We start from the raw sequence: 17,237 nt of genomic DNA on the forward strand, positions 1-17,237 counted from the left end.
GGGCGGATGAACTCGTGCAGGACGGGCGCCATCAATGGTTCGGCCCCTGACTATCAGTTGGCCTAGCATACCGCGCCAACTGATCAAACGTCACGCTCCAAGAGCATGGTTTGCCCAAGGACCGCGCCGATTGCGCTCAAGCGCGCGCTTCTCGTCGTCCGCGCATCATCCGACTCCAATGGACGTCAGGAGCCGCCCCCGCGCCTAAAGCTCTCCTTGGCCACCGTCCAGGCGCGGGCCTGGCCGCTCAAGGTGACGCCCAGACCCAGTCGGTCTGGAACGATCATGCGGCCACCGACGATCGTCTGGCGCTCGTTGAACAGCGGGTCGAGCCAGTCGAAGTGCTCGACCCAAGGCTCGCGCGGATAGGTCGCCGCCAGATGCAGGTGGATCTCCATGGCGAAGTGCGGCGCCAGGCCCAGGCCCTTCTGATCGGCGAAGGTCAGAAGGCGCATGAACTGCGAGATCCCGCCCACGCGCGGGGCGTCGGGCTGGATGATGTCCACGGCGCCAAGACCGATCAGCTCCATGTGCTCGCCGGCGCTGGATAGCATCTCACCGGACGCGATGGGCGTGTCGAGCGCCAGGGCCAGGGCGGCGTGGCCCTCGGCGTCATAGGCGTCGAGGGGCTCCTCGATCCAGGTCAGGCCGAAGCTCTCCATGGCCCGCCCCATGCGCAGGGCGGTCGCCCGGTCCCATTGCTGGTTGGCGTCGACCATCAGGGCGACGCGGCCGTCGATGCGCTTCTCGACCGCCTCCAGGCGGCGCAGATCCTCGCGCCAGTCGGGCTGGCCGACCTTGATCTTGATGCCGCCGATGCCCTCTTCCAGCGACCGGTCGATATTGTCGAGCACCGCTTCCAGCGGCGTCGACAGGAAGCCGCCGGAGGTGTTGTAGCAGGCCACGGAATCGCGATGGACGCCGAGCAGCCTGGCCAGCGGCAGGCCGGCGCGCTTGGCTTTCAGGTCCCACAGGCAGTTGTCGAAGGCCGCGATCGCCTGGGTGGCGATGCCGCTGCGCCCCACCGAGGCCCCCGCCCAGACCAGCTTGGTCCAAAGACGGGAGATGTCGTTGGGATCCTCGTCCAGCAGGTTGTCGGCGATCTCCTTGGCGTGGGCGTAGAGGGCCGGCCCGCCCGCGCGCTTGGAATAGCTGAACCCGACGCCAGAGCCGCCCTGCGCGGTCTCGATCTCCACGAACAGGAAGGCCACTTGCGTCAGCGGCTTCTGGCGCCCGGTCGTCACCTTGGCGTCGCTGACCGGCGTGGCCAGGGGCAAGTTGACCAGCGACAGATCGATCTTCTCGATACGGTCGCCAAGATAGCAGCTGGCGGACTGGGCGCTGGAGGTCTTGGTCATTTGGCATCCATTGGAGCGGGCGTTCTAGGGAGGCGGCTTTACGCGCTGGCGAAGAACTCCGAGTTTCTCAGGCGCTATAGAACTGTCGTCCACCCTGCTCGAGGTGGCGGGTCTTGCGAGGACATGCCGGTTTGGCGGTCACCTGGGCCTTGGAACATTCGACGGATGACAAGCCGTGGCTGCACATTGACTGGCGCGAAAGCGACGTCGTCATGCCGCTGTCCGACCCTCACGCCCTCGGCTCCGGCCAGGGACGGTAACTTATCGAGCAGGCCCTGCCTTACCAGCTCGGGGCCCGGACGACCTACGCGCTGGGCCCCGACGGCGTTCACTGCACGATAGTGGTTCCAGTGTCGCAGACGTCCGCAGATCTGGAGGCCGCCGATGGCTGACGTTTCCCTTAAGGGCTGTCGCATCCTGGTCGTGGAAGACGAGTATCTGCTGGCCGAAGAGCTGCGCGCCGAGCTTGAAGCGGCGCAAGTGGTGGTCATCGGACCGGTAGGGCAGCTTGAGCCGGCGATCGCGCTCATAGCGGCGCAACCGCGGATCGACGGCGCCGTTCTTGACGTCAACTTGGGCGGCGACAGCGTCTTTCGGGCCGCCGACCTGCTCCTCGCTCGCGGCGTTCCGGTGGTTTTCACGACGGGCTACGACGCCGCGGCGCTTCCCGAGCGCTACGCCCACCTGCCCCTGTGCGAAAAGCCGGTCTCGATCAGCAAGGTCGCCCAGGCGATCGGTCACGCTTTGGTGGACTAGGGGACGGTCGCGCTCTGGGGAGCGCCCGTTGCGCCGCTGACCCCCGCCAGGACCTTGCCAGCCGCCGCCGCGGCACGGGGTCCCTTGCGGCTGATATCTCCAAGAGACAGCACGCCGACCAGACGCATCTGCGCGTTCAAGACAGGCAGTCTGCGAAGTTGCAGATCGGCCATGTAGAAGGCCGCCATGTCGAGGCTCTCACGCTCCTGGCAATAGCGCACTGGAGCGCTCATCACCTTGCTGACCGCGGCGCCGCCGCGCAGGCCGCCGGCAAGCCCGCGCACGACGATGTCCCGGTCGGTCACGATGCCCACGAGGCGATCGCGCTCCCCCACCGGCATCCAACCCACGTCGAGCTTCGCCATGGTCCTGGCCACGCGCTTGAGACTGTCCGAGGGAAGACAGACCGTGACGCAGGCCGTCATGACCTCTTTGACCTCCATGGTGTCAAAGGAACGCCGTGGGGCGGTGCTCGGCCCACCCGGCGCGCCCGCCATGCGAGCGGCTGTCGGCGACGTCGAGCAAGATCGCCAGTCGGTCGCGCGCTCGATTGATGCGGCTCTTGATGGTGCCGACCTTACAGCCGCATACCTGCGCCGCCTCTTCGTACGAGAGCCCGGTCATGACGACGAGCGTTAGGGCCTCGCGCTGTTCTGGTTTGATTTGGTCCAGCGCCTCGAGAAGTTCGCCGAACCTCAAGCGCCATTCCTGATCGGGCGCTTCGCCCAGCTGCGCGGCGTGCCGGCCGTCTACATCCTGGACCATCAGACGCTCTCGGCGCAGGGTGCTGTAGAAGACATTGCGCAAGATGGTGTGCACCCAGGCCCGCAGGTGGGTGCCCTCCTGAAACTGGTCGCGGTGGCGGCAGACGCGCAGCAGCATCTCTTGAACGAGGTCATCGGCGTCGGCGAGGGATCCCGTCAGGCTGGCCGCGTAGCCGCGCAATTGCGGGACATAGGCGGTGACGTCTTGCATGAACTTGTCCATGAGCCCTCATCGGTTGAACGGATGACCGATGAGAAACCTAGAAGCAAGACGCCGCCCTAACCTTTGATAGTATTTCGGTGCTGCTATTCACATTAATTCACGAACTTGCAGGGAACCATTTGACACGTTCGTGTAACGGCAACGCTAAGAACTGAATTGGGCCGGATCTGTCGAACTTTTTATTGAAACACTAAAGCGACGCTTCGCGAGCGGCGTTCGCCCGATGCGCGCATGAGCACGCCAGACGTTCGAGAGCGGCGCGATCAGTGATGATCGTGCGAGCCCTCACCACGCGCACCGCGCCCACCTCCTGAAGCTTGACCGCGGCATGGGTGACGCTCGTACGTTGCACGCCCAGCGCGAGGGCGGCCTCATCCTGCGTCATTGGGATGGTGTCGAGCCCTCCGCCCAAACGACTGATGTCCAGTAGCCGCCGCGCCAGTCGTTGGGTGATGGAGTGCCGCCCCTGACAGGCCAGGTTCGTCCAGGCGCGATGCGTCGCCGACGCCGCGAGCGCCAGGACATCCGGCGCGCTGTAGCCGAGGGCCGCGGCCTCGTTCAGCAAGGCGTCGCGCGAGACGAAGCCAAGCTCGCCATCGAGCACGCCGGTGAAGAGCGCCTTCGGTGGCGACGCGGGCCAACCGAGCCAGTCGCCTGTGCCCGCGAGGGCAGCTTCGACGGTGTAGCCATCTTCGATTTCGACGCCCATGGAGATCGCCCCCTGCAGGATGATCGCCAGCTGACGCGGATTGGCGCCGAAGTCGATCGCCTGACGGGCCAGGAAGCGACGCGGCGTCACGCCTGCCCGCGCCAACAGCCTCGCCAGGTCGGACGGCGACAACGACAAGCTGTTTGACGTCGGGCGAACCAATTCGGGATCGTGGGTAAGCAACTTTGGTCCGGAGAAACAAATACCGATCCCCAGCCTGCCGCTCGCAAGGCCTGCTCGCCTTCACATAGGTTAGGATGCCTTGCCGAGCGCGGCTTTGATTGCCGCGAGCCCAATCGTTGCGCCCCAGTTCGAGCTTGGCGGTCACCGGCGTCTTGATACGGTTCATTGATCAGCAGACTGGGTTCGAAGCCGCCCGACGAAATCGCCCTCCAGCGCAGCCATCGGCGCATTCGTGAGCCATCGTCTTGCGCCAGTCGCCGCGCTTGCCTGCGGCGAGACGCCCGCGGTTCCAGCCGCCGAGCTGACGGTGATGGTCGCCATCAAAAAAGCAGGGACGAGGCCTCGGATGCGGCGCTGTCGCGCGATGAAAGGAGCATCGCCTCAAAGAGCATCGGACATCCATAGGCTGTCGTGGCCGACGTCTTTCGCGCAGGCGCGCACAACCGCGCTACGTCGGCCAGCCGACCCTGAACTCCTTATAAATCAAGCGTCTGATGGTAGCGCCACTGTGTCTGACCCGACGGAACTAGCGCGATCAAGCAGTCGTTCTAGCGGCAAATTTACAGGAGCGACGGGATGAGGCGCCACGGCTTCAACTTCACCATCGAACAGCACGGAAGCATGTGGATCTGGTCGGCGCTGTCGCCGCACGCGACGGCGCCTGAGACTGGTGTCGCCCGGTCGCGGCGTCAGGCCGCCGCGTGCGTGATCCGGGCCTTGGTGCGGGCGCAGACATCACAAGACGACACCGCTCAGAGGGCTGCTTGATGCGCATCATCGAGCGGGCGGTCTATCGCGGCCCCCATCTCTACAGCAGCCGCCCAATGATCCGCCTGATGGTCGATCTCGAAACGTTGGAGGCGTTCCCGACAAATCGCTTGGACGGCTTCACCGATCGTCTACTGGCGGCCCTGCCCGGCCTTGAAAGTCACGGATGCAGTCTGCGTCGGCCTGGCGGGCTCGTCGAGCGCATGCGCGATGGGACATGGCTTGGGCATGTCATCGAACATGCAGCCTTGGAACTGCAGAGCCTCGCCGGCGCGGCGACGACAAGGGGCAAAACACGCTCGGTGGCGGGTCGCCCCGGCGTCTACAACATCATGTACGCCTACGAGGACGAACTGAGCGGCCTGGCTGCCGGCCGCATGGCGATCGAACTTGTGGCAAGTCTTCTGCCGCGTGGCCTTGGTCGGATCGAGGGCCTGGATCTTATCGCGCCCGCGCTGCCGCCAGTGGTCGGCGACGGCCCTCTACCGGGGTTGGAAGCGCTCAGCCGTCTTCGTCAGCGGCATGGCCTTGGCCCAACGACACGGGCGCTCGTGGACGCCGCGCGACGCAGGGGCATCCCATGGCGCAGACTCGATGAGCACAGCTTCATCGGCTTTGGCCAGGGCTGTCGACAGCAGCGCTTGCGCGCCAGCATTACCGGACGCACCAGCCACGTGGCCGTAGAGACCGCCGGAAACAAGGACCTCACCAAACGCCTGCTAGCCGAGGCGGGTCTGCCGACGCCCCATGGCGAGGTTGTCCGCACCGTCGAGGCGGCCGTGCAAGCGGCCGCTCGTCTGCGCGGCCCTGTGGTCGTCAAGCCGCTGGACGGCAATCATGGACGCGGCGTGACCTTGGGCCTGATCGGCGCCGAGGCGGTCGCCGCCGCGTTCGCCGTAGCGCGTGAGCACAGCTCCCGGATCATCGTTGAGCGGCAGCTCGTCGGGCGCGACCACCGCGCCCTGGTGGTTGGCGGCAAGCTGGTGGCCGTGGCTGAACGGCGGCCCGCGCAGGTGATCGGTGATGGCCTGGCTGACCTGGAGACGCTGATCGCCAGGCTGAACGCCGACCCCCGTCGCGGTGACGGCCACGAAAAGGTCATGACCAAGGTGAAGCTCGACGAGGCCTTGACCGCGCTCCTGGAACGCGGCGGCTACCGGCTTTCAGATGTGCCCGCGCCGGGGCAGACGGTGATCCTGCGCGATACGGCCAATCTTTCGACAGGCGGCGAGGCCATCGACCGCACGGACGATGTTCACCCCGACAACGTCGCGGTGATCGAACGCGCCGCCAAGGTCATCGGCCTCGATGTCGCCGGGCTCGACATCCTGATCCCTGACATCAGCCGTCCCTTCGAAGAGGTCGGAGGCGGCATCATCGAGGTCAACGCGGCGCCGGGCCTTCGCATGCACCTTCAGCCGTCGAGCGGCGCGGCGCGAGACGTGGCCGGACCGATCATCGAACAGCTCTATCCGCGGGGCTCGCGCAGTCGCATTCCCGTTATCGCCGTGACCGGCACCAACGGCAAGTCGACCACGGTGCGCATGATCGATCACATCCTGCGCGGCTGCGGCTGGACCGTGGGGATGACCACGACAAGCGGCGTCTATGTCGGAGGCCGCCGGATCAAGAAGGCGGATGCGAGCGGTCCACGCAGCGCCCGCATGGTCCTGAACGACCCGACCGTTGAAGTGGCCGTGCTGGAAACAGCTCGCGGCGGCATCCTGCGTGAGGGGCTGGCCTTCGATCGCGCTGACGTCGGCATCGTCCTCAACATCGCTGAAGACCATCTGGGACTGAAGGGCGTCGATACCATCGAGGACCTGGCCAAGGTCAAATCCGTCGTGGTCGAGCAGGTGAGCCGTCGGGGCGTCAGCATTTTGAACGCCGATGACCCCTACACCCTGCGGATGGCCAAGCATGCCAAGGGGCGCTTGGGCTATATATCTCTGCGCGGCGGCGCCGAGCTGCCGCCGATACTGCAAAAGCATCTGGCGCAGGACGGCCTTGCGGCCGTGCTCGAGCCGTCAGTCTACGGCGGCCAGGTTGTTATTCATGACGGCCGCACGCGGATCGAGATCACTCAAGCGGCGGACATTCCGGCCAGCCTGGCGGGCGCAGCGCGGTTCAATCTGCAAAACGCCTTGGCGGCGACGCTGGCCTGTTACGTTCAAGGCGTGCCGGTCGACAAGATCGCCGCGGGGCTGGGCTCATTTGAGAGCTCATTCGAGCAGAACCCCGGGCGCCTGAACATCACCCAGGCGCCCGGCTTCACGACCATCGTTGATTACGCTCACAACCCCGCCGCCCTGCAGGCCCTTGGGGAGGTCTTGTCGAAGATGCGCGCCAATCACGACCGGGTGATCGGCGTCGTCAGCATACCCGGCGATCGGCGCGACGAGGATATCGCCGCCATGGGCCGCCTTGCCGCCGAATACTTCGACGAAATCATCTTTCGCGAGCGTCCCGATGGTCGCGGGAGAGCTCCCGGCGGCGTTCTTACGCTGCTGTCCGACGCCGCCATTTCCCACGGCTTGGCGGCCGACCGGGTGCGCCGGATTCTGGACGAGGAGATCGCCGTTCAGACCGCCTTGCAGCTGGCGCGCCGCGAGGACCTGGTGGTGCTGCTTCCCACCGAGGTGGAGCAGGTTTGGCGCCAGACCCTGGCGTTCCGCATGGGTCCGGCGGCCGACCAGAACCACGAGGAGCGCCTGCATGCATGACCCCGACAAGCCCAGTTGGGCGATCATCGTCCACGGCGGAGCCAAGGACATCGCCCCGCATCTCGAAGAGCGGCATCGTCAAGGTTGCCTCATGGCGGTCGAGGCCGGCGCGCGTATTCTGGCGGAGGGCGGCTCGGCGATCGTCGCGGCGCAAGCGGCGGTGCGGGTGCTGGAGGATGACCCTGTCTTCAACGCCGGCCGCGGGTCGGTAAGCAACGCCGACGGCGATATCGAATGCGACGCGGCGATCATGGACGGATCGGACCTTTCGGTCGGCGCCGTGGCGGCGGTCCGCCGCATACGCAACCCGATCGACGCCGCAGTAGCGCTGCTGGACGACGAGGCGGTTCTCCTTGTCTGTGACGGCGCCGAGCGCTTCGCGCGGTCCAAGGGCCTTTGCATGTGCGAGCCGGGGGACCTTGCCGTGGAGCCAGCCGCCTGTGACGTCGGATGTGACACCGTGGGCTGCGTCGTGGTCGACGCCTACGGCGATGTCGCCGCGGCGACATCGACAGGGGGTCTTAGAGGCTCGCGGCCGGGCCGCGTCGGCGACTCGCCTTTGCCTGGTTGCGGCCTCTATGCCGAAAACGGTGTCGGAGGGGTCTCGCTGTCCGGGGAGGGCGAGGCGCTCATCAGGGTGGGCATGGCCAACTGCGTCATGCGCGCTCTGGAATTCAACACGCCCGCCGACGCCGGCCGATCGGCCTTCGATCGCCTGTCGAAGGTGGGGGGCGAAGCGGGCGCCATCATCATCGACGCCGACGGCCGCATCGACTGGCTGCACAACAGCCGCGACTTCGCCGTCGGTTACGCTCGGCACGATCGGGCGGCCAGGGCGTTTACGCGACGCGACCAAGATGTGGGAGAACAAGCTTGAGCCAAGGCCCCCTGATCATCATCGGCGGTCATGAAGACAAGTCCGGCGAGCGGGTCATTCTGCGCGCCGTCGCCAAGGCGTTGCGCGGCGGAAAGTTGGTGGTCGCCACGTTGGCTTCGCACAAGCCCGAGGGCTATTTCGACGGCTACCAGAAGGCGTTCGCCGATCTTGGAGCCGGTGAGCTGGTTGAGCTTTATCTGGAAGATCGAGCACAGGCCCAAGACCCTGAGAAACTGCAGCTCCTGGACGGCGCCGCGGGCGTATTCTTCAGCGGCGGGGATCAACTTCGCATCAGCAGCCAGATCGGCGACACGCCGCTTGAACAGCGCATACGCGACATCTGGAATGGCGGAGGCGTTCTGGCCGGCACGTCGGCCGGCGCCTCGGTCATGAGCGACACGATGCTCGTGCGTGGCGCCAGCGCCGAATCCTATCGGATCGGCGATCTGCACATGGCGCCGGGATTGGGTATGGTGCGCGACGTCATCATCGATCAGCATTTCGCCGAACGAGGCAGGATCGGTCGCCTCCTTGGCGCTGTCGCTCACAGTCCGCGCGTCCTGGGCGTGGGCATAGACGAAGATACCGCGATCCGTGTCGAGGGCGACGACTTCGAAGTCCTCGGATCGGGCGCGGTCTACGTGGTCGACGGCGAGGGCGTCACCCAATCCAACATCGCCGAAGGGCGCTCCGAATGCGCCTTGTCCATTTACGACGTGCGTCTGCACGTGCTGTCGTCAGGCGACGGGTTCAACCTTCGCCGCCGGCGCCCGCACGGTCAGGCCGCCCCGCTGAAGGTCGAACAATGAGCGCCACCATCGAAGACACGGTCGGCTCGCATCTTCTGTTGGCGAGCCTTCCTGCCTGCGCCCACACCATGGCCCATGCACGCGCCGCCGCCCTCATCCGCGTGCATGACCTGCACGACGATCCTGAAGGGATCGAGGCGTTCGCCCGCGACCTTGAAGACAGCTGCAGCGGTTACGAGCCCACCGCTTTGGATGTTCTGCAACTGGCCGCAGCGGCGCGCATCATCGGCGCCGGTGTGGCGAGCCGCCAGCGCCGATGACTGCGATCTGGCCGACCGACAGCCAAGTCGCGCCCATGTCGGACGGGCAGGCGCTGTCTCAGCTGATCCGAACTCTTCAGGCTGGCGGATACGCCTTTGTCACCCCAGGCGGCGGCACGATCGCCCACAATCGCCGGCGACGCGGCGAGCAAAAGCCAGGGCTGCGCGATATCTTCGGGTGGAGCCTGGAGTTCTCCCAAGAAGACATCGAGCCTCAGCTGTTTGACCTGGCGATCCAGGCCAAGATACTCGCGCCCTCCGAGGGTCGCTGGCGAAGTTTGGTGCGCGTCTCGTCGGTAGAAGGGCGGCTTTTCGCGCACTCGGCCTATCCGCCTCGGGCCTCTGATGCCGTGTTTCTTGGCCCGGACACCTATCGGTTCGCCCGCCTTGTCGTGGCTGAGACCAGACATGGGGGGCGTTCGGTTCTCGACATCGGCTCTGGCGCCGGCGTCGGCGCAATCCTTGCCGCAGCGCGCCTGCCCCAGGCGAAAGTGACAGCGACCGATATCAACCCGGCCGCCCTGTCGCTCACCGCGGCCAACGCCGCCGCCAACGGCCAGCTGATCGAGCTTGAGCTTTGTGACGGTCTGCCGTCGACGTCGCAGCGGTTCGACCTGATCATCGCCAATCCACCCTTCATCAGCGGCCGGTTCGGCCGTCTGTACCGGGACGGGGGAGGAGATCGGGGGATGGAAGCGCCGATCTCCTGGGCGTTGAGGGGCGCTGAGCGCCTGCAACGGGGCGGCCGTCTGTTGATGTATACCGGAAGCCCGATCATCGATGGCGAGGATCCCTTCCGGCGTTGCCTGGAGGGCGCGATGGCCGAGCGTGGCCTGCGCCTGGAGTACGACGAGATCGATCCTGATATTTTCGGGGGTCTGCTTGGGCGTTCCGACTACGAAGGCGTCGAGCGTCTGGCGGCGGTCGCCGTCGTCATTCGGCGCCCCTGATCGGCGACGGGCGGGCGGGTCCGCGGCCGACGTCGGTCGGCCTCATACCGGCTCCCGATAAAGTCTCAGATAGGCCGGATCGAACTCCCCAAGTTCGGCCAGGCCGTCCCAATCGATGATGATGACCTGCATTCCGGTCCGTTCGATCAGGCCGGCGCGCCTCAACGTCATCATGCTGCGATTGGCATGGACAGGGGTGATGCCAAGGATGTCCGCAAGCTCGGGTTGCGTGAACGGCATCGGGAACCCCTCGGGCCCGCCCAGGCCCGCGGCACGCGACCGCAGCGCCAGCTCGCACATCAGGTGGGCGGTTCGGGCCTGCGCCTCCAGCCTGCCAAGTCCGTAGAGCCATTGGCGGTGAATGGCCGCATCGATAACGGTCTCCAGCCAAAGCAGACGCGTCAGGTGCGGCTGCTCGTCGGTCATGCGACGAAGCTTCGCGTGAGGGGCGGCCATGATCGTGCAGTCGGTCAGCGCGACGCAGCCATGATCCATCTGCTTCATCAAGAAGCTGTGCAGATCGAGGAAGTCGCCGCCGATATTGACCTGGGTGATCTGGCGGGCGCCGGTGGGCCCGGTGACGATGCGCGAGCAGAAGCCGTCGACGAGCAGGGTGCTGTGGCCAGGTCGCTCCCCTGCCCGCACGATCTCGGCGCCCCGGGAGACGCGACGCGGCGGGTCGAGCAGTCCCTGGAGATACTGCGCCTCGCTCGGCGCGATATCATCACGGCGGCGAAGCTTGGCGATGAGATGGTCGACCGACATCAGAGGCTCACCCGGTTGCGCTTGGTGACAAAGCCGCCCCGCGCCCCGTGGTTCCGCGCGGGCGGCGTGCGGGCTAGCGCGGCGGAGAAAGATTGTTCATGTCGGCCTGGGGGGCCACCTCCCCACCGGGCATACGCCTAAGCCCATCGCACTGGCTAAGGGCGATGGCTCCCCAAGCCAGAAAGACGGCCAGGACCAGCCAGATGATAGGATGCACCTTGTGGCGCTTGAGCCCGGACGGCGCGCGCTCCTCGGCCTGATCATTCAGCGGCTGCTTCATCGGGCTTGCTCCCCAGCAGGCCGATCGTCGTCGGCAAAGTAATGGATCGTCCCGGCCAGGTTGTCGAAGCGGTCGTGGATGCGAACTTCGACCTCATGGCCGAGGCGGGCGAGCAGCAGTGCTGTTTGCCTGGCGCACTGCTCGGCCCTGCCGCCGGACAGGAACATCAGGTCTCCGGTAACCGGGCAGACAAGGCGCCACCCGCCTTCCACGGGCGTCACGTCAAGCCGCGACTTGACGTACTGCGGCTCTTGGCGACCAAGCTCAGCCTCGACATTGGTTTGGTGCAAGCAGGCGCCGCTGCGCCCTTCGCCACCCATGACGTTTCTCCACCTGGTTGTTGTGCGCGGCGGAAAGCATCGAGACGCGGCGCAAGTTCCACGAGCCGGCCGCTGTCAAAGATGACTTCAGCTGCGTTGTGGCGGTGGTGCGCCTAGAGCCTTGAATGATCGTCTAGCGCGACGACGAAGGCCGCCTTGGGAACCTCCGCGCGGCAGGTCGGCGCGCCGATGCCCCCGTCGCTCATGATCGGCATGCATACGACCTCGCCGCCCTCCTCGCACGCGACAAGCATGCGGCCGACGTGCTCGAGCAGGACGAAGTGTCTGGGGGAAGCGCTCCCGACCGAGATAGATCCCAAGCGGGTCAGCTCACCGGCTGGATCCACTTTGAAAGTGGTTATGCTGTCATCGCCGCGGTTGGAGACGTAGAGGCGCATGGCGGCCGCATCGAGTTCGATGTGACCGCCGAGGTTGCCGCGAGGCGATTGCGCCAAGGTTTTCGTTTTGCCGATCGTGTGCAGGAGGCCGTCTTCGGCGACCCGCAGTGTGTATATACACGAACCCAGTTCGGTGAGGAGCCAGGCGACCTCCAAGGTGGGGTGAAAGAGGATGTGGCGCGGTCCTTGACCGTCATCGACGCGAAGAGCGATCCGGCGATTTGAGAGCGTCGCGGCAGCTTCTTCAAAGTCGTGAACGACGACCTCGTCCGTCCCAAGATCGGTATGGTAGAGCCTGCCGCCGTAAAAGCGGGCGCAATGAACGTGCGGCCCGTCCTGACGCTCCCGGTCGGGACCTGAGCCGCTATCGGTATGCACCCAGATCGCAGGACCAGGCTCGCCTTCACCTCCGGTGATCTTAAGCAAGGACACGCTGCCGCTGGCGTAGTTGGCCACAGCGGCGAAGCCCCCTTTCGGGTGGAGCGAGACAAAACAGGGCGCCTCGCCCCCGCTGCTCGCGCGGGCAAGACGACGCCAGCCAAAGCTGCCATGTGGCCGGGCGACGACCAACGCGCCTTGATCGCGTTCCTCGACGAAAAACCAGACGCGGCGTTTGGGATCATGGGCGCCATAAGAGGCGTTGGTCACTTCGCGCGAATGGCCGACCAACCTGAGCTGATCGGCCATCGGGTCATAAACCAAAGTGGCGATGCCGGCCGGATCGTAGCCGCCTGCCGCAACTGTGACCTGGTTTTCCAACGATCATCTCCAACGCCGCCACGACCAAGGGCGGCCGTCTTGGTCAACTGGGCGGCGCCCGCGCGTGTTCCGCTGGAACCTGCTCAGACCGATGGCGGCCGTCGCGCGACTGTCGGCGCATCAATGATGGAGACGTCCACGTGAAAGAGATGCAGGCGGTCTTGATCGGTGACGACAATTTTGAAGTTGCCAGTATCCAGCACGTTTTCGGGTTTGCCTCGGATCATGTCGGACAGCATGCGCAGGGCTTCATTTCGCGCGGCGGAGAGATCCACCAATTCGAGTCCCTGTTCATCGTCGTGGGGATGTCCGTCCTCGGAATGAAAGAAATACCTGGCCATTGTCCCTGAGGCTCCGAAAATGCCTTTTGATAATTCGGGGCCGTGGCGAGTGTTCCGACTGTTCAGGTGCGACGCGAGGATTCCCTATACTCGCGTTGCTTAGCTTCTCTCACGTCCGCGCAAGTCCGGGCGATCTTCATCTTGCAGGTGAAGGTAGTTGGGATTGAACATCGCCGCCGCCTCCAAAGCTTCGAGATTCAGTATCTCAACATGCCGACCGCGCAGGGTAAGCAGCCCTGAGCGTCGCAACTCCTGCAAGGTGCGGTTGACGTGCACCGTTGACAGACCAAGGGAGTCCGCCAGTTCCGCCTGCGTGAGCGGCAGTTCGAACACTCCGCCGTCGGTAAGGCCGACAGCGCCGAGCCTATAGAAGAGCTCGCAGAACAGGTGGGCCAATCGTTCCAGCGCCGTGCGCTGTCCGATATTGACGACCCACTCCCTGGTGATCGCCTCTTCGACCAGGGTCGACCACCAAAGCGCACGCGTCAGACGCGGAAAGCGCTCCAGGATATCAAGCACGGCCTCGCGCGGCAGGGTGGCGACGGTGGTCGGCGTCAAGGCGCCGATCGAGTGATCCATGCTTTCCAGGATGAACACTCGAAGATCGCAAAGATCACCAGGCACGAAGAACCCCAGGATCGACCGCCTCCCGTCGGGCAGGATCTTGTAGCGACAGGCCAGGCCGTCCTGGACGAGATTGACGCCCCCGGCGGGGTCGTTCTCGTGAATGATGGACTCGCCGGCCGCAAGCTTGCGGGTGCGTCCGGCCGCATCCACGAGCGCGCGCTTTTCCTCGGCATTGAGAGGCGTGAAGTTCTCAAGCTTGCGAATAAGGGTGAGACCCATGGGGCGCACCTCGCTCTGTGGCTGGCGGATCACCGAGCAGCACACTGGTCGGCGATCGAGCGCAGAAGCATCTGCAGATCGACGGGCTTCATCAAGTGAATTCCGCCTTCTACGGCCCCCTCCACAGCCTCCCGATCATAGCCGGTGGCGAAAACCACGCCGACGCCTTCAGCGTTCAGGATCTTGGCCAATGGCAAGACGCGCGCACCTTGAAGGTTGATGTCCAGCACCGCGCAGTCGATGGGATGATCGACAAGCAGGGCCATGGCGTCGGCGACGCACGAGGCTGGGCCCACCACTGTGGCTCCAGCGCGGGCAAGCGCCGCGCTGATCTCCCGGGCGATGTAATATTCGTCCTCGACCACCAGGACATGGAGGCCGTCCAGACGTGGCGCGGGGCTCATAGCTCGAAGCTTTCACCGGCTTGTCGCGCGAGGGGACCGGACATGGTGCAGACCAGACCGCCCGGCGCAAAGTGCAGATCCACCTTCGCGCCAAGCGCGTAGGGCAAGGTTCTTTGGAGCAGTTCTCGGCCAAAGCCTTCACGCCGGGGAGCGATGGACGCCACAGCGACACCGCTTTCGCGCCAGACCAGGCGCAAGTTGTCGTCCGCCTCGACCGACCAGCTCACCTGCAGCCGGCCAAACTCCTTCGACAGCGCTCCGCACTTCACCGCGTTCGCGGCAAGCTCGTGGAAGGCCAGGCCCAGGGTTTCGGCTGTCTGCCCCGTCAGAGCAACCTGAGGACCAGACAGCACCGCCTGATCTTCACGCGCCGCGTGAGCCAGCAACTCATCGGCGATCATGGTTTCCAGATCCATCCCCTCGGCAGGGGCGCGGGCAAGAACCGTCTGGGTTCGGGCCAGGGCGTTGATCCGCCCATCCAGATGCGCCGCATAGGTCTCGATCGACGAGCTCGTTTCGGATGTGCGCCGCGATATGCCCCGCACGACGGCGAGGATGTTGCGCACCCGATGCTGCATCTCCAGCATGAGCGTCCGCTGGCGGCGTTGGAGAGCGACGAAGTCCTCCACGTCAGTGGCGCCAAGATATGCTCCGCGACATGGCCTTGATCGTCTGTCACCGAGGCCAGGTGGACGCGGCATGTGTGATAGCCCCCTTCCCGCGCGTTCCAGATACGCAGCAGCACGCCGTCGGCTTCGCCTCCGGCGAAGATCGCCTTGGCGGCGTCCCGGTCCTGAGACGCCAGCATCCGCAACCAACCGTCGCCCTTTGCCTTGGCTGCGTCCTGACCGGTGACGTTCAGCCACTGCGGTCCCACCCAAAGGCACTCGCCTTGCGGCGCACATCGCCAAACAATCTGCGGCATGTTCTCAAGGTAAGCTAAGAGCGGCGTCGCGCCCGACTGATCGACACGCAGGGCGACAGGCGAAACCAAGGCGCGCGCAGGCGCTGGCTTCGTTACAATCGGTTCGCCGATAGGATCGGTCAGACGCGTGAGACGCGACTTCCCTAGTCGGTTAGTCGACTTTGAGATGACTGAACGAATGGTACGGCCGCCTATGGTTGTCGACCGTGTGTCAAGGCAATGCGCCCAGGTGTCATTAACATAGGTTAGATGCTGGTCGATCCTGTCTCGAGCCTCCGCAGATCGGGCTTCGCACGGCAAGAGCATCGTCAAAGCCGGTTCGGCGGCGATCCGCAGAGCCGCCACGGGGCCATTCCGACGGTATGAGGAGACGTCCGATCAAGCGTCCAGGTCTATTCGATGGGACCTCTTGGCCCATTCGAGCGGTTGGCCCGTGGAAGGAGGCCCAACCATGCACGACGAAAACGAAAAAGGCCTTATTGGAAAGGCTATTGATCGGGCGCAGGACGCCATTGGCGCGGCCGTCGGACAAGCCTCGGCCGCAGGCGCCGCCAACGACGCCGCCGCCTTTGTAAACGCCGCTTCGACGGGCGATTTGTTCATCATCGAGGCGGCTCAACTTGGCTTGGACCGAGGAACGTCAGAGGACGTGCGAGCGCTGGCCAGCACCTTGATCGACGACCATCAGCGCGGTTTCGAGCACCTTCGCACCAAGGCGCGATCCGCCGGGGTCAGCGACGCGATCGCGACGAGCCTCGACGAGCGTCGGCGCGGAATGATCGACAATCTTCGGGATGCTGGATCGGACTTCGACGCGGTTTTTCTTCGCCAGCAAGCGGCGGCGCATCAGGAAGCCTACACCCTGCACCAGGGGATCGCCGAACGAGGAGACGAGCCCGGATTGCGGGGCCTGGCGGACGCCACAGCCCCGAAGCTGGCCCAGCACATCTCTATCATCAACAGGCTACAAGCGCCCTGAGAGCGGAGCAGGCGTTAGGTCGGCGGCGTGTCGCCCTGGCGCCTTTGCCCCTCTGTCGAGACGGGACCGCGACGCAAATCTTCGGGCTCCATGTGCCCGACGCCGACCTGATCTTCGGAGCCGCGGCGCAGAGCGACGCCGATGAAGACAGCGGCAAGCACAGCGATCAGCGCGACCAGGACGGGGACAGCCTTGCGGTTCATCTCGTGCTCCAAAAACGCGGGTGCGCTAATCCGATCAAGCCAGGCGCATCGATTGGGCGTTTAGCAAGGCTGTCAGCCGGGCGTTCTCCGCGTCCGGCAGCGCCTCGCGCAAACGCGGAAACACCTTTGCTTCTTCTTCGGCCATGTGGGCTTCCAAGATCGCCTTGAGCGCCCTGGCGTCCTCGACCCATCTTTGGTCGTCGGCCGGGCGGTCCCTCAGAGCCGCCAGGAGAATTTTTATTTCCGCGTGATCGTCGAAGAGCGCCTTGTCCTCGCCTTGGCCAAGGGCGCGCAGAGCGGGATAGACGACGGTCTCTTCGGCGTAGGCGTGCTTAGACAGACCCCATTCGATCTTGGCGAAAAGGAGCTTCTTCTTCAGCCGAGCGCCTCGCGGGGCCTCGATCGCCTTATCGAGCAGGGTCATGACGACCTTGTGCTCAGCAGCGAGCACCTGATCCCATGGGCCGGCCACGGCGCTTACACCCTGGGCGAGGACCTTACGCAAATGCACCGCCGCCAGACCGATGGCGAAACCAACGGCTAGCGGAGAGCGCCAGGGACGGCGCCGAGCGACCTTATGTGACATGTATCCAGTCCTTAACCGTGCGAGGCGTCGCCCTGGCCTTGGATTTTCATC

General features: G+C 65.2%; 21 protein-coding genes. 7 read left to right on the forward strand and 14 right to left on the reverse strand.

Going from position 1 to position 17,237, the window contains the following annotated elements:
- Positions 1–185: 185 nt before the first annotated feature.
- Positions 186–1,358 (reverse strand): mandelate racemase/muconate lactonizing enzyme family protein, encoded by a 1,173-nt coding sequence (locus tag ABOZ73_RS07075; RefSeq protein ID WP_369061880.1) that lies wholly within the window; start codon positions 1,356–1,358, stop codon positions 186–188.
- Between the two features lie 384 nt (positions 1,359–1,742).
- Between ABOZ73_RS07075 and ABOZ73_RS07080 the strand changes: the two genes are divergently transcribed.
- Positions 1,743–2,114, forward strand: a complete 372-nt coding sequence (locus ABOZ73_RS07080) for a response regulator (protein ID WP_369061881.1) — start codon at positions 1,743–1,745, stop codon at positions 2,112–2,114.
- Here the strand turns inward: ABOZ73_RS07080 and ABOZ73_RS07085 are convergent.
- The 3 genes from ABOZ73_RS07085 to ABOZ73_RS07095 all read right to left on the reverse strand — a co-directional run bounded on the left by ABOZ73_RS07085 (position 2,111) and on the right by ABOZ73_RS07095 (position 3,993).
- Positions 2,111–2,611: a CBS domain-containing protein gene (locus ABOZ73_RS07085; protein WP_369061882.1), complete on the reverse strand. Its 501-nt coding sequence runs from the start codon at positions 2,609–2,611 to the stop codon at positions 2,111–2,113. The two genes, ABOZ73_RS07080 and ABOZ73_RS07085, sit on opposite strands and share 4 nt — an antisense overlap.
- Positions 2,562–3,101 carry a sigma-70 family RNA polymerase sigma factor gene (locus tag ABOZ73_RS07090; protein WP_369061884.1) on the reverse strand — a complete coding sequence of 180 codons (540 nt, stop codon included), beginning with the start codon at positions 3,099–3,101 and terminating at the stop codon, positions 2,562–2,564. Before ABOZ73_RS07090 ends, ABOZ73_RS07085 begins: the two co-directional genes overlap by 50 nt.
- 190 nt (positions 3,102–3,291) lie before the next feature.
- Positions 3,292–3,993, reverse strand: a complete 702-nt coding sequence (locus ABOZ73_RS07095; protein WP_369061886.1) for a Crp/Fnr family transcriptional regulator — start codon at positions 3,991–3,993, stop codon at positions 3,292–3,294.
- A 767-nt stretch (positions 3,994–4,760) separates the two neighbouring features.
- On the opposite strand from ABOZ73_RS07095, the gene cphA reads away from it, so the two are divergent.
- From cphA to ABOZ73_RS07120, 5 genes are read left to right on the forward strand one after another with little or no spacing between them, the layout of a single operon-like run.
- The gene (gene cphA, locus ABOZ73_RS07100; RefSeq protein WP_369061887.1) at positions 4,761–7,484 is read left to right on the forward strand and encodes a cyanophycin synthetase; all 2,724 of its coding nucleotides are present in this window, start codon (positions 4,761–4,763) and stop codon (positions 7,482–7,484) included.
- Positions 7,477–8,361, forward strand: coding sequence for an isoaspartyl peptidase/L-asparaginase family protein (locus ABOZ73_RS07105; protein ID WP_369061888.1), 885 nt, complete (start codon positions 7,477–7,479; stop codon positions 8,359–8,361). The genes cphA and ABOZ73_RS07105 overlap by 8 nt, the downstream gene beginning before the upstream one ends.
- Positions 8,358–9,170: a cyanophycinase gene (locus ABOZ73_RS07110; protein WP_369061890.1), complete on the forward strand. Its 813-nt coding sequence runs from the start codon at positions 8,358–8,360 to the stop codon at positions 9,168–9,170. Before ABOZ73_RS07105 ends, ABOZ73_RS07110 begins: the two co-directional genes overlap by 4 nt.
- Positions 9,167–9,430: a hypothetical protein gene (locus tag ABOZ73_RS07115; RefSeq protein WP_369061892.1), complete on the forward strand. Its 264-nt coding sequence runs from the start codon at positions 9,167–9,169 to the stop codon at positions 9,428–9,430. Before ABOZ73_RS07110 ends, ABOZ73_RS07115 begins: the two co-directional genes overlap by 4 nt.
- Positions 9,431–9,465: 35 nt before the next feature.
- Positions 9,466–10,380 (forward strand): methyltransferase, encoded by a 915-nt coding sequence (locus tag ABOZ73_RS07120; RefSeq protein ID WP_369061894.1) that lies wholly within the window; start codon positions 9,466–9,468, stop codon positions 10,378–10,380.
- A gap of 42 nt (positions 10,381–10,422) precedes the next feature.
- On the opposite strand, the gene ABOZ73_RS07125 is transcribed toward ABOZ73_RS07120, so the two are convergent.
- The 8 genes from ABOZ73_RS07125 to ABOZ73_RS07160 all read right to left on the reverse strand — a co-directional run bounded on the left by ABOZ73_RS07125 (position 10,423) and on the right by ABOZ73_RS07160 (position 15,122).
- Positions 10,423–11,145 carry a Crp/Fnr family transcriptional regulator gene (locus ABOZ73_RS07125; protein WP_369061896.1) on the reverse strand — a complete coding sequence of 241 codons (723 nt, stop codon included), beginning with the start codon at positions 11,143–11,145 and terminating at the stop codon, positions 10,423–10,425.
- Positions 11,146–11,218: 73 nt separating this feature from the next.
- Positions 11,219–11,425, reverse strand: coding sequence for a hypothetical protein (locus ABOZ73_RS07130; RefSeq protein ID WP_369061898.1), 207 nt, complete (start codon positions 11,423–11,425; stop codon positions 11,219–11,221).
- Positions 11,422–11,745: a hypothetical protein gene (locus tag ABOZ73_RS07135; protein ID WP_369061900.1), complete on the reverse strand. Its 324-nt coding sequence runs from the start codon at positions 11,743–11,745 to the stop codon at positions 11,422–11,424. Before ABOZ73_RS07135 ends, ABOZ73_RS07130 begins: the two co-directional genes overlap by 4 nt.
- A gap of 113 nt (positions 11,746–11,858) precedes the next feature.
- On the reverse strand, positions 11,859–12,902 hold the full coding sequence (locus ABOZ73_RS07140; RefSeq protein WP_369061901.1) for a lactonase family protein: 1,044 nt from the start codon (positions 12,900–12,902) through the stop codon (positions 11,859–11,861).
- 83 nt (positions 12,903–12,985) lie between these two features.
- Positions 12,986–13,243, reverse strand: a complete 258-nt coding sequence (locus ABOZ73_RS07145; RefSeq protein ID WP_369061903.1) for a hypothetical protein — start codon at positions 13,241–13,243, stop codon at positions 12,986–12,988.
- Positions 13,244–13,342: 99 nt separating this feature from the next.
- On the reverse strand, positions 13,343–14,089 hold the full coding sequence (locus ABOZ73_RS07150; RefSeq protein ID WP_369061905.1) for a Crp/Fnr family transcriptional regulator: 747 nt from the start codon (positions 14,087–14,089) through the stop codon (positions 13,343–13,345).
- Between the two features lie 29 nt (positions 14,090–14,118).
- On the reverse strand, positions 14,119–14,493 hold the full coding sequence (locus tag ABOZ73_RS07155; protein ID WP_369061907.1) for a response regulator: 375 nt from the start codon (positions 14,491–14,493) through the stop codon (positions 14,119–14,121).
- Entirely contained in the window at positions 14,490–15,122 is a 633-nt protein-coding gene (locus ABOZ73_RS07160) for an HWE histidine kinase domain-containing protein (RefSeq protein ID WP_369061908.1), read from the reverse strand. The genes ABOZ73_RS07155 and ABOZ73_RS07160 overlap by 4 nt, the downstream gene beginning before the upstream one ends.
- Before the next feature lie 747 nt (positions 15,123–15,869).
- On the opposite strand from ABOZ73_RS07160, the gene ABOZ73_RS07165 reads away from it, so the two are divergent.
- Positions 15,870–16,397 (forward strand): DUF4142 domain-containing protein, encoded by a 528-nt coding sequence (locus ABOZ73_RS07165; protein WP_369061910.1) that lies wholly within the window; start codon positions 15,870–15,872, stop codon positions 16,395–16,397.
- 14 nt (positions 16,398–16,411) lie between these two features.
- Here ABOZ73_RS07165 and ABOZ73_RS07170 read toward each other — a convergent pair whose 3' ends face one another.
- Complete coding sequence (locus ABOZ73_RS07170; RefSeq protein ID WP_369061911.1) at positions 16,412–16,600, reverse strand: hypothetical protein; 189 nt, start codon at positions 16,598–16,600, stop codon at positions 16,412–16,414.
- Between the two features lie 34 nt (positions 16,601–16,634).
- Positions 16,635–17,186, reverse strand: a complete 552-nt coding sequence (locus ABOZ73_RS07175; protein ID WP_369061912.1) for a hemerythrin domain-containing protein — start codon at positions 17,184–17,186, stop codon at positions 16,635–16,637.
- Positions 17,187–17,237: the final 51 nt, after the last annotated feature.

Source organism: Caulobacter sp. 73W (genome assembly GCF_041021955.1).
Lineage (GTDB): Bacteria > Pseudomonadota > Alphaproteobacteria > Caulobacterales > Caulobacteraceae > Caulobacter.